Origin of the sequence: Flavobacterium sp. KACC 22763 (assembly GCF_028736155.1) — a bacterium.
GTDB lineage: Bacteria > Bacteroidota > Bacteroidia > Flavobacteriales > Flavobacteriaceae > Flavobacterium.
Genome location: NZ_CP117879.1, coordinates 4,437,935 through 4,450,239 on the forward strand (window position 1 = coordinate 4,437,935; position 12,305 = coordinate 4,450,239).

Annotated in this window: 9 protein-coding genes and 2 tRNA genes; 7 read left to right on the plus strand and 4 right to left on the minus strand. The window is 34.1% G+C overall.

The window, feature by feature from the left end; genetic code table 11:
- Nucleotides 1-36 precede the first annotated feature (36 nt).
- From PQ463_RS18675 to PQ463_RS18685, 3 genes are all read left to right on the plus strand, one after another.
- Entirely contained in the window at nt 37-315 is a 279-nt protein-coding gene (locus tag PQ463_RS18675) for a hypothetical protein (RefSeq protein WP_274254968.1), read from the plus strand.
- A gap of 117 nt (nt 316-432) precedes the next feature.
- Nucleotides 433-1,113: a hypothetical protein gene (locus PQ463_RS18680; RefSeq protein ID WP_274254969.1), complete on the plus strand. Its 681-nt coding sequence runs from the start codon at nt 433-435 to the stop codon at nt 1,111-1,113.
- 386 nt (nt 1,114-1,499) lie between these two features.
- On the plus strand, nt 1,500-2,978 hold the full coding sequence (locus PQ463_RS18685) for a hypothetical protein (RefSeq protein WP_274254970.1): 1,479 nt from the start codon (nt 1,500-1,502) through the stop codon (nt 2,976-2,978).
- Nucleotides 2,979-3,236: 258 nt separating this feature from the next.
- Here the strand turns inward: PQ463_RS18685 and PQ463_RS18690 are convergent, their stop codons facing one another.
- The 4 genes from PQ463_RS18690 to rseP all read right to left on the minus strand — a co-directional run bounded on the left by PQ463_RS18690 (nt 3,237) and on the right by rseP (nt 5,188).
- Nucleotides 3,237-3,521: a GIY-YIG nuclease family protein gene (locus tag PQ463_RS18690; protein WP_111378864.1), complete on the minus strand. Its 285-nt coding sequence runs from the start codon at nt 3,519-3,521 to the stop codon at nt 3,237-3,239.
- 53 nt (nt 3,522-3,574) lie between these two features.
- Nucleotides 3,575-3,648, minus strand: a tRNA-Asn gene (locus PQ463_RS18695).
- Between the two features lie 39 nt (nt 3,649-3,687).
- Nucleotides 3,688-3,761: transfer RNA gene (locus PQ463_RS18700), tRNA-Asn, on the minus strand.
- Nucleotides 3,762-3,844: 83 nt separating this feature from the next.
- Complete coding sequence (gene rseP / locus PQ463_RS18705; protein ID WP_274254971.1) at nt 3,845-5,188, minus strand: RIP metalloprotease RseP; 1,344 nt, start codon at nt 5,186-5,188, stop codon at nt 3,845-3,847.
- Nucleotides 5,189-5,388: 200 nt separating this feature from the next.
- Here rseP and PQ463_RS18710 point away from each other — a divergent pair, with 200 nt between their 5' ends.
- The 4 genes from PQ463_RS18710 to PQ463_RS18725 all read left to right on the plus strand — a co-directional run bounded on the left by PQ463_RS18710 (nt 5,389) and on the right by PQ463_RS18725 (nt 12,287).
- Nucleotides 5,389-6,459: an NADH:flavin oxidoreductase/NADH oxidase gene (locus PQ463_RS18710; RefSeq protein WP_274254972.1), complete on the plus strand. Its 1,071-nt coding sequence runs from the start codon at nt 5,389-5,391 to the stop codon at nt 6,457-6,459.
- Nucleotides 6,460-6,647: 188 nt separating this feature from the next.
- Nucleotides 6,648-7,691 carry a Gfo/Idh/MocA family oxidoreductase gene (locus PQ463_RS18715; RefSeq protein ID WP_274254973.1) on the plus strand — a complete coding sequence of 348 codons (1,044 nt, stop codon included), beginning with the start codon at nt 6,648-6,650 and terminating at the stop codon, nt 7,689-7,691.
- 365 nt (nt 7,692-8,056) lie between these two features.
- A complete protein-coding gene (locus PQ463_RS18720) occupies nt 8,057-9,271 on the plus strand; it encodes an MFS transporter (RefSeq protein WP_274254974.1) in 1,215 nt (404 codons plus the stop codon).
- Nucleotides 9,272-9,467: 196 nt separating this feature from the next.
- Complete coding sequence (locus PQ463_RS18725; protein ID WP_274254975.1) at nt 9,468-12,287, plus strand: carboxypeptidase-like regulatory domain-containing protein; 2,820 nt, start codon at nt 9,468-9,470, stop codon at nt 12,285-12,287.
- The last annotated feature ends 18 nt before the right edge of the window (nt 12,288-12,305 follow it).

Sequence of the window (12,305 nt, forward strand, 5' to 3'; positions counted from 1 at the left end):
AATAATTATTCATAACCAAAACCATACATAAACGCCATGAAAACAGAAAACGAAAACAATGCCAGTCAGAATAAAATAATAGAATCGGTAGCTAGATTGGTATCAGATCTTTGTTTCGATGGAGAATTTAAAAACCATCCAGAATACCTAAACGAGATTTTTGAGTATCTTCTAGAAACAGAATCAGGAAACAGCCGTGAGTTGCGAATTAAAATGCTAAGCTGTATTAGAATCAGTAAAATGCTGGCAAAAGCACTAGAGCCATTTTCAGACGAAGATATACAAAAAGCCTGCGTAAAAATGATAAAAGCATAAAAAGAAGTACTTTATCGGCTTTCTAGGTAGTTGGCGGTTAGAATAAAGCTAACTAAAAGAAAATCAGTATCTTTAATATGAGTTTTTTAATAGGAGCATTAATTTTATTCAAAAATCATGAAAAAGTATGAAGCAATTTTATGTACACTTGCGTTCGTATTTTCTCTCAGCTGTTTTGCTCAGAGCACAAACAGTGTCTCTGCTTCTCCAGCGCCAGGAAAAACGACATTATTGACGGATAGTCTCCCTACAAATGATATGGTAATACAATCGTATTATGTAGAAGAAAGAATAAATAAGTTATTTGGTGGTAGAATTATTACTTACCAAGTTTCAAAATTGGACATGGTTGATACTTACGACCTTGGACCTAATAATACTAGAACAGTAATTCCGAATTACGTAAAAAGAAAACCAAAAGTTGCTCCAAATGCAATAGAAACAAAAACGCTTGTTGCAAGTTCGAACGCTTCTGTTGCGCCTGTTAAGGTAGAAGTTACAGCTCCTGCGCCTTCAACTTCAAAATATGTAACCGTAAATATGGTAGATACTTACGAAAAAGTGCTTGATAAAGGTTATAAATCTATCGAGATGCTTAAAAAAGTAGCCGACCGTTTTTATTTTGAAGGCAATCTAACCGCAGCAGCGGGCTATTACACACAGTTATTTGATCAAGCCAAAGATTTGGATGTTATTTACTATTATAGATACGCACAGTCTTTAAAAGCAATAAATGAAGATGAAAAAGCAAACGCTTTAATGAAAAGGTTCAAGAGTGAAACTCTGACTATGAAATAGTTTTTTTTTGGTGTAAAGACATAAAGAATTCACAAAGTCCGCAAAGTTTTTTAAGCTTTGCGGACTTTGTGTTTTAGGCTTTAAGATAATCTTTTATTTGTTGAGGATTACGGTCATCGGTTTCAAATTTCGATTCGATACTATTGTTAGGTTTCTTTTTGGAAATCTTTAATATGCAAAAAATATTATATTTTTTATAAAAGCAAAAAGAATAGAAGATTCTAGTTGTCAGATTATTATTGTTTTTGTTTGTAGGATAAATTAGGTATAAATACTTGTGATATATTTTTCTCATTTAGATATTTTTATCAAAAAAACTTCCAAATAATTTTAAGAGATAATACAAGGACTCACCTAATCAAATAATAAATCTTAACCTAGACAAAATGAAGAAAATAACTTTAATTGCAATTTTAATTCTATTTACAGGATTTGTTGCTGCGCAATCTAATCAAAATCAAATTACTCCAAAAACATCCGATTCAACTTCGCAAGTACAAGCAGGTAAAAAATCATCTAATTCAGGTAAACAAGATGATGCTACAAATCAAATTAAAACAAGCGTTTTTACATTAGATTTAGGTTCGCCACATCAGAATTCATTAAAGAATAATGATGGTTCAAATAAACTGGTGGTTAAAACTCGACAGCCTCTTGCTTTTGAGCTAATAAATGGAAATCCATATAAATACAAATACGTAATCAATCACAAATTTGTTGATTTTTTTAACAATCAAAATTACAACCCATTGGATTCAGTAGCAAAAAGGCTGGCAGTAACTCAGACTGCTGGAAAAGCTCCTGAATCACAATCAACAAACGTAAGTGGAAAAGAGTATGTTGTAAAAGCGCCTATGGCAATTGAAATTCTTAAAGAGTTTAAAAGTAAATATCCTATAGCAAGCTTGCTAAATATAAGTTTGAAAGAAAGTCCTAAAACTCCAGAAGAAGATTTGGAAAATATTCGAATGGCACTAAAAGCAATTTCATATAGATCAAACATTTTAAAGGAAACGATGTCTTTAAAAACTTCGGAGTATATGGCAGAGGATTATATTGATATTGAAAGTTTTAAAAAAGACAGAACGCTTTTGCACCAAACATATATGCTTATACTGCAAGATATAATCAAGTTAACACCTGAAGCTGAAAAATTTCCAGATTACATAAAAGATTTTAGAAAAAATGTAGAAGAGGTAATTAAAATTAATGATCTAAATAAACAAGAAATAGGAAAGATGTTTGAAGTTAAAACTTCTAACTATATACCGGCAATAGATTTAAATGGCAAAAATATTGACCTAGTTGAAATAACAGTTGAGCGTTATAACAAAACAACGACTAATCCAACGCCTGAAAAATTTACATATAATATTTGGATGAAGGGAGGTGTCAAAATTGATGTTAGTCCAGGGATATATTTAACTACATTAAAAGATAAAGAATACGAAACTGTAGATGTTGTTGAAAACGGTGTAACAAAGAAATTAATTTACGAGAAAGATCTTGGAGATTTTGATATGGGGGCAGGTGCTCTTATTAATTTATCCGTTCGAGGCGGTCTATGGGTTAAACCTGCATTCAGTATCGGTGCATTGTTTACAACAGATCAGAAATTTCAACTCCTTTCAGGTTTAGGTCTCATATTTGGTAAAGAAGAAAGAATAATTTTGCATGGAGGTTTTTCGTTTGGCTCTACAAATCAAATAGATACCAATCGATACAAAGATGATGGAAGTCAGGCATACGATTTAGGGACAGCAGGTAATGTGCCTACAGTAAATAAGTTTTGTTCAGGTTTCTTTATAGGAGTATCATACAACTTTGGCAAAGTAAAAAAATTAACAAATTTAGAAGCAAATTAATTTATGGTTTCAGATTTTAGTATCAATATTAATTCAAAAAGTAAAAAAGTATTAGTCTTGTAGGTAAGTAGTCTTTAATTCTACGACTTATTAATTTTGTGCAAATGATACAGATATTGCCCTGATAGTATAAGAGAATGACTTTAGGGCCTATTAATATTAAAAAAAAAAGACGATCAAATTTGATCGTCTTTTTTTTAAGCTCCCCCTCTTGGGCTCGAACCAACCCCGATAGCTATCGGGGCTCTGATTAATAAGTTATTTGTATTTTTCTTTCAATTTTAAAATAATATCGGGATACTTGATTAAGTTTTCAATATAAGTTTTGCTCTTCATGTTTTTGATATGCTTTTCTATTGAAAGTGCTTGTGTTTTGTTGGTACAGTCAAAACTAAGAAACAAAGTCCAGTCATTTGCATTTGCAGTAAATTTGTTGGAAGGTGAATTTTTGTGAAATTCTAATCTTAAGTCAAAATTAGTTGTATAGCCAATATAATATCGATTAAGCTTTAGGGAGTGTAGAATATATACAATATGATTCATGGTATAGGGATAAAAAAAATACCACTTACAATTTGTAAGTGGTATTTAATAAGCTCCCCCTCTTGGGCTCGAACCAAGGACCCTCTGATTAACAGTCAGATGCTCTAACCAACTGAGCTAAGGAGGAATCACCTTAAAAGGTTAATATGTTTGCTAAAAAAAGTTGCTCCCCCTCTTGGGCTCGAACCAAGGACCCTCTGATTAACAGTCAGATGCTCTAACCAACTGAGCTAAGGAGGAAAGTGTTGCTCTTTTTAGCGAGTGCAAATATAAAACTATTTTTAGTTTCTCAAAAACATTTTCACTCTTTTTTTGACTTTTTTTTACTTGCCTACAATCGCCTTGTAAATGTCGTTACCATTAGCAAATAGTAGTAGTGAAATAAGTAAAACAAAACCAACCATTTGCGCATTCTCTAGGAATTTATCGCTCGGTTTTTTGCCACTTACAATTTCATACAATAAAAACATAACATGACCACCATCAAGAGCCGGAATTGGCAATAAATTCATAACTCCAAGCATAATTGACAATAAAGCCGTGATTGACCAGAAAACTTCCCAGCTCCAAGAACTAGGGAAAATATTATAAATAGCCGCAAAACCACCCACTTGTTTGTAAGCTTTAGTTTCTGGGTTAAAAATCATTTTCAATTGTTTTCCGTAACCTACTAACTGATCTTTTCCTTTTTGAAGACCAACCGGAATAGATTCGAAGAAACCATATTCTTTTGTACTTATTTTATAGTATCCTAGTTTTTCTAATGATTTCATATCTAAACCTCCAGCAAGAACATCTAAAGTTCCCTTTGTAGAAACTTTCAAAGTAAGAGGTGTTTCTTTCAAATCACGTAAAACAATCGCAGGAATTTCTTTTCCTTTATTAGCTAATAAAACAGCTTTTGCCTCATCAAAATATTTAACTTTTTGTCCGTTAAGAGAAAGAATCAAATCTTTTGGTTTTAAATTCTGATTAGCAGATTCTTCTGTAACTTTTCCAATTGCAAAAGGTCTACGAATATCGATAAGCATTCCTTTTTCTGTTTTAGAAAGCTGATCAACAAAATCAGTTGGCATTGTAATTGTTTGCTGTTGTCCGTTTCTTTCAATCAAAACGTGTTTTGCCATGATCACATTCATGTTCATGTCACTGTCAAAATTTTCTACAGCTTTACCGTCAATAGAAATAATTTTATCACCAGTTTTAAAACCAGCCTTAAGCATAGCAGGATTTTCAATAGCAACACCATCTTTTAAGTCAGCATTAGCAATATAAGTATCTCCGTAAGCAAACGCCATCCCGATATAGATAATAAAAGCCAGAATAAAGTTTACCGTAACACCGCCAAGCATGATAATTAAACGCTGCCACGCTGGTTTAGTACGAAATTCCCAAGGCTGAGGCGGAAGTGCCATCTGCTCTTTGTCCATACTTTCGTCAATCATTCCAGAAATTTTCACATAACCACCCAACGGAAGCCATCCGATACCATATTCTGTTTCTCCGATTTTCTTTTTGAATAGTGAATATTTAACATCAAAAAATAAATAAAATTTTTCGACTCTAGTTTTAAACAATTTTGCAGGGATAAAATGCCCTAATTCATGAAGAATAATAAGTAAAGATAAACTCAATAGAAATTGAGAGAGTTTGATAACTATATCCATTTTTTGTTTTTAATTCGTATTTAACGCACAAAAGTAGCGTTTTCTATTTTAATATAAGTGTGCAAGATAGTGTTTAAGATTTTAAATGTTTGTTAATTAATAAACATTTCGATTTCTCGTTTTAACAAGATACTGTAACTTTACTTTTTGAACACTGCCGTACTCAATTGGTAGTATAAAATCATTAAAAGTTACAGTATATGGCAACGAAATTATTTTCTCCTCTTACTATAAAAAAGATCACTTTAAAAAATAGAATTGCAATTTCACCAATGTGCCAGTATTCTGCAATTGACGGATTTGCAAACGATTGGCATCTAGTTCATTTAGGAAGCCGTGCCAGTGGGGGTGCCGGACTTATTATTCAGGAAGCGACGGCAGTTTCTCCAGAAGCTAGAATCTCTCCTGCCGATTTAGGAATCTGGAAAGATGAACATATCGAAAAACTAAAGCAGATTAATGCTTTTATAGTTTCTCAGAATTCGATTCCAGGAATCCAGTTAGCGCATGCAGGAAGAAAAGCTAGCGTTTCAGCTCCGTGGTTGGGAAACAAAAAATTAGATTTCGCTCAAGGCGGATGGCAAACCGTTGCACCAAGTGCGATTCCGTATCATGAAGGCGAACCATTTCTTCCAGAAGCTTTAGATAAAAATGGAATTCAGAAAGTAATCTCCGATTTTAAAACCGCAACAAAAAGAGTAGTAGAAGCAGGATATCAGGTTGTAGAAATCCATGCGGCTCATGGATATTTATTGCACCAATTTTTATCGCCTTTAACAAATGTGAGAACAGACGAATATGGAGGAAGTTTTGAGAACAGAATCCGTTTTACATTAGAAGTTGTAGAAGCAGTTCAGTCAGAATGGCCTTCAGATTTGCCTTTATTTGTTAGAATTTCAGCAACCGATTGGGCAGAAAACGGATGGAATCCAGAAGAATCTGTACAGCTTTCTAAAATATTAAAAGAAAAAGGAGTAGATTTAATTGATGTTTCGTCAGGCGGATTGGTTTCGCATCAAAAAATAACATTAGGTCCAGGCTATCAGGTTCCTTTTGCAGAAAAAGTGAAAGCAGAAGCTGGCATTGCAACAGGCGCAGTTGGTTTAATCACAGAAGCCAAACAAGCCGAAGAAATTTTAGATATGGATCAAGCCGATTTGATTTTATTCGCTAGAGAATCTTTAAGAAGCCCAAATCTCCCTTTGGATTTTGCTAAAGCATTAAACGACGATATTCAATGGCCAAAACAATACGAGAGAGCTAAACTTTAAAATTTTATAGCCACAGATTACACAGATTAAAATGATTTTTTTATTTTTTTTTCGCCACGAATTACACAAATTTTCACAAATCGTTGCGTTCAAAAGCTTAAAATAATTCGTGTAGATTCGTGAAATTCGTGGCAAACAAAAAATCTTTTTTAATCACATTCATCTGTGGCAAAAAAAAATATAACAACATGCAGAAAATTAAAACAGCATTATTATCATACGGAATGTCGGGGAAAGTTTTTCACGCTCCGTTTTTAGATATTCACGAAGGATTTGAACTTTTAGGTTCTTGGGAAAGAAGTAAAAAATTAATTCAGGAAGATTATCCATACGTAAAAAGCTATGCTTCGATAGACGAATTATTAAGTGATGATGTCGATTTGGTAATTGTAAATACGCCAGTCGGTACGCATTACGAGTATGCCAAAAAAGTGCTTTTGGCAGGAAAACATGCCGTTGTAGAAAAAGCATTTACAACAACAGCTGCAGAAGCAAAAGAATTGGCAAAAATTGCCAAAGAAAAAGGTTTAAAATTGGCTGTTTTTCAGAACAGAAGATGGGATAGTGATTTTAAAACCGTAAAAAAAGTAATCGATGAGAACCTTTTGGGAGATTTGGTCGAAGCCGAATTTCATTTTGACAGATATAATCCGTTATTGAGTCCAAAAGCGCATAAAGAAACAGCCAATGATGGAGCGGGAGTTCTAAAAGATTTAGGTCCTCATATTATAGATCAGGCGATAAGTCTGTTTGGTTGTCCGAAAGCTGTATTTGGAGACATTCGCGTAACCAGAGAAAATTCTGTTGTAGACGACTGGATCGATTTGACGTTGTTTTATTCTAATTTCAGAGTCCGTTTAAAAGCAGGATTTTTTGTGAGAGAAGCCAATCCAGCGTATACTATTCACGGAAAAAAAGGCTCTTTCTTAAAGCCTCGTGGAGATGTTCAGGAAGACGAATTGAAAATTGGCAAAAAACCAAATCTAGATTCTTGGGGAACAGAAGATGAAAGTCTTCAAGGACTTTTGCACACCGAAATTGACGGTAAAATTGTGAGAGAAAAAATCCCAACGCTTCAAGGCAATTACTTTAGTTTCTTCGATGGTGTTTACGAATCAATTGCAAACGATAAAAAAGAGCCTGTTACTGCAGACGAAGGCGTAAAAGTAATGCAGGTGATAGAAGCCGCAATTGCGAGTAATGCCCAGCAAAAAGTAATAGGTATATCGTAGTCATTCCTTAGGAATGTTTCATTGGTAGAAAGTAATAATATTCATCCGCATTTACGTTCTGTAGAAACGTTTGATTTCGGGCAATTTTTTAATAATCTAATGTTTCAAACGTTCCTACGGAACAATGAAATATAAATAAAAAGGGATTATCTCAAGAATTGAGATAATCCCTTTTTATTTTCTTAAAAAAATCAAACAAATTATAATTCTCTTAAGCCCGAAAAATTGTAATTTTAATAAGCCAAATTCAAATAAAAACCTTTGAATTTATAAACAATAACGTTGTATATTGTGTATAACCTTAGGCTTTGTGCGCTTTGACGAGCGTTTTTAGTATTTTTGCAACATTCCAATAAAAATTCAATATGCTGATAAATATTAATCCATTATCGCTTTTTCAGACCAAAGCCAAAATCAAGAAAGTATTTAGAGAAGCCAAAGCTTCGTATTTAAATCGCATTCGTTTTGCTGTTGGGATGTTTTATTTCGGAATGGGTTTGAGTTTTGCCACATGGGCCAGTAGAATTCCAGATATCAAATCTGCTTTGCATTTAACAGAAGGCGATTTGGGTTCTATACTTTTTGCACTTCCCGTTGGACAGCTAATTGTTATGCCTTTTTCGGGAAAAATGGTAACCAAATTTGGTAGCCACCGTGTTCTAATTTTCTCTTTAATAATGTATGTTTTGTGCCTTATTAATTTAGGTTTGGCAACAACATCATTACAATTATCATTAGGATTATTTTTATTTGGTGTGTTCGGAAATCTTGCCAATATTGCTGTAAACACACAAGGAGTTTACACTGAGGTTTTGTTCAAAAAAACGATCATGTCTTCTTTTCATGGTATGTGGAGTTTTGCCGGATTTACTGGTGCGCTGGTAGGTTTAGGAATGCTGGCTTTAAAATTAAGTCCGCTGCATCACTTTATAATTGTAGCCGGAATTGTTTTATTGATGGTCGCTTTTAATTTTAAATTTTTGGTTAGAGCCAAAGAAAAAAAGAAACCCAAAGTAGAGGGTAAAAAACTATTTGTAAAACCAGATACGGCTTTGCTTTGGCTTGGCGTTATAGGGTTCTGCAGTATGGCCAGTGAAGGCGTTATGTTTGATTGGAGCGGTGTTTACTTTAAAGATATTGTAAAAGCACCTGGGCCATTGGTGGTTTTGGGCTACACTTCTTTTATGATTATGATGGCCAGCGGAAGATTCCTCGGCGACGGATTGATCAATAAATTTGGACGCGAACGCGTTATGCAGATTAGCGGTGTTATGATTTCGGCTGGACTTTTTACAGCTGTTTTTCTTCCTTATATAATTCCGTGCACGATTGCCTTTATGTTTGTAGGTTTGGGCGTTGCAACAATTGTTCCTACGGTTTACAGTATTGCTGGTAAAAACCCGACTGTACCCGCGGGCGAAGCCTTAACGATTGTTTCTAGTGTAAGTTTCTTAGGTTTCTTAATGGGACCGCCTGTAATTGGGCATATTGCTCAAAGTTTCGGACTGCAGTTTTCTTTTGCTTTTATCGGAATTTTTGGAGTTCTGATTGCTTTTATGGTTTCTAAAATTAGAACGTAAGCATAACTCTATCTTTGATTAATATTTATTAAAAGCGATTAATTTTGTAAGATTTTATTTGTTTTTTAAATATTTTGCCTACATTTGAATTTAAGCAATAGCTTGAGTTTTTAAAATGCTTTTTTTCCAAAAATCAATTTTATCTTTTGAATTAGGGTTGTTATCCAAGAAATTTCAAAGTTAATAATAGGTTTTAATGGTAAAAAAATACGCATTCTTCTTTATTTTTTGGTTCTTTAATTTTGCTTTTGCACAACAAGAAATAACAGTAACAGGAATTATTATTGATGCCCGAACACAGAATCCGCTGGAAAATGTAGTGGTCACGATACAGAATACGGCTGTGATGCAGCTTACGTCAAAAACAGGGAAATTTGAACTTCATATTTTTCCTCAAAAAGAGCAATTGCTTTTACTCAGAAGCCAAGGATACAAAGATTTTCTTTTGAAAGTAAAGTCCAATGCTGGACAGAATATTAATCTCGGAATATTACAATTAGAAGATACTTATTCAGATGAGGTTCCAGCGGCATTAATTACGCTATCAGATAATGACTTTTCAGATGATAACAGTTCATCTGAAATGACATCGGGACTTTTGCAATCGTCAAGAGATGCTTTTATGCAGGCAGCGGCTTTCAATTGGGGACAAGCTAGATTTAGGATGCGTGGTTTAGACAGCGAAAATGCTATCACAATGCTTAACGGAATGCCAATGAATAAAATCTACGATGGCAGACCACAATGGAGCAATTGGGGCGGTTTGAACAATGTACTTCGAAATCAAGAATTCTCAGTCGGAACGGCAGCTTCCAATTATACTTTTGGTGGGGTTTTAGGTACTCAGCAGATTTTTACACGTGCTTCTTTGTATAGAAAAGGAACATCACTAACGTTTTCTGGAAGCAATACTACTTATTTATGGCGTGCAATCGGCACTTATGCTTCAGGAATGAATGCTTCGGGCTGGGCTTTTGCCGTTTCGGCTGGAAAACGTTGGGCAGACGAAGGGTATTTTGAAGGCACAAATTTCGATGCCGATTCTTTTTTTCTTAGTGTGGAAAAGAAACTAAACAACAAACATTCTCTCAATTTTACAGGATTTTATACGCCTAATTCTCGTGGAAAGAATTCTTCTAATACCACTGAGGTTAGCGATTTAATGGGAGAAAAATACAATTCATATTGGGGGTTTCAGAATGGTGAAAAGCGAAATGCAAGAGTGAAAAATGTAGAAGAGCCTTTATTTATGCTCAATCATTATTTTAAAATTGATGATAAAACCAATCTGAATTCTGCAATTATGTATCAATTTGGGAAAGTTGGAAACAGCAATATCGATTACCAAAATGCAGATAGTCCTGATCCAGTTTATTATAAAAAAATGCCAAGCTATTTTAGTTCGCTTTATGCTAAAGATCAGGGAGAATTTTCAGGTGAATTTACTCCGGATTATGAAAATGCAGAAAAAAGTAAAATAGCATTTTTAGCAGATCCGCAGATCAATTGGAACGAGATGTATTTTGCTAATCAAAAAATAGGGCAAAATGGTTATGTGCCTGCGCAGAGCCATTATGTGCTTTATGAAGACAGAACAGATGATAGGACTTTGGCAGTAAACTCAAATCTGAATACACAGATAACACCCAATATTTCTTTTGATGGCGGATTTACTTTTAAGAAATTAAAATCACATAATTTTCAATATTTACTTGATCTTCTTGGCGGAGCCTATTTTGAAGATATAGATCCGTTTTACAAAGGAAATCTATCGCAATCAGATTTGTTGCATCCAGATCGTCAAGTCGTAAAAGGAGATATCTACGGATACAATTACAATTTATTGGCTAATACTTTAGATGTTTTTGCGCAGTTTAAATTTAGTTATAACAAAACAGAATTCTTCTTGGCACAATCCTATTCTATGTCAGATTATCAAAGAGAGGGGCTATATCAAAACGGATTGTATGCAACAAATTCTTTAGGCAAAAGCGAGAAAGTAAATTTTGAGAATTTCGGTTTTAAAGGCGGTTTTACCTATAAAATTTCGGGAAAACAGCTGTTGTTTTTTAATGCCGCACATTTTACCAGAGCGCCTTCACTGCGAAATACTTTTTCAAATTCACGTTTAAATAATACTGTTGTAGACGGAATCGAAAGTGAAAATATCACTAGTGCTGAGGCTAATTATGTATATCGTTCATCAAAATTCAAATTGCGATTAACGGCCTATTATACTATGATCAAAAATACCTCGAAAACTTCTTATTTCTATGCCGAAGGAATTTTTGATAATGGTTCGGGTTATGATGCAGCAAATGCCTTTGTCAGCCAAACTTTGACCAATTTGGATAAGAAAAATACAGGAGCAGAATTAAGTTTTGAATATCAGATTTGGCCAACATTAAAAACAACTTTATCCGCAGCATTTGGAAATTACATCTACAGCAGCAATCCGAATGTAATGATTGTAAACGATGCTAATAGGGCAAAAGAAGGAGCGCAAACGACTTTTGATTTTGGACAAGCCTATTTGAAGAATTACAAACAGTCTGGAACTCCACAACAGGCTTATTCATTTGGTTTAGAATATCGTGACCCAAAGTTTTGGTGGATTGGCGGAAACATCAATTATTTGACAGAAAGTTATATTGATGTTTCGCCAATCTCGAGAACATCTCAATTTTACATCAATCCGGCCAATGGTTTTCCTTTTCCTGAAGCAACTTCCGAAAGAGGGAATGAATTGCTAAAACAAGAAAAATTTAATCCTGTCACATTATTGAATTTGAGCGGAGGCAAATCTTGGCGTATTCATAAAAAATACGTGGGGCTTTTTGCCAGTGTAAATAATGTTTTGGATTTAATGTATAAAACGGGCGGTTTCGAACAGGCGAGGAATGCCAATTTTAGAGCGTTAAATCAAGATGTTTCAAGCGGAATACCATCTTTTGGGCCAAGATATTATTATGGCTATGGCCGAACTTATTTTCTAAATCTTACAATCGGTTTATAAAACTGAAAACCTATTTCT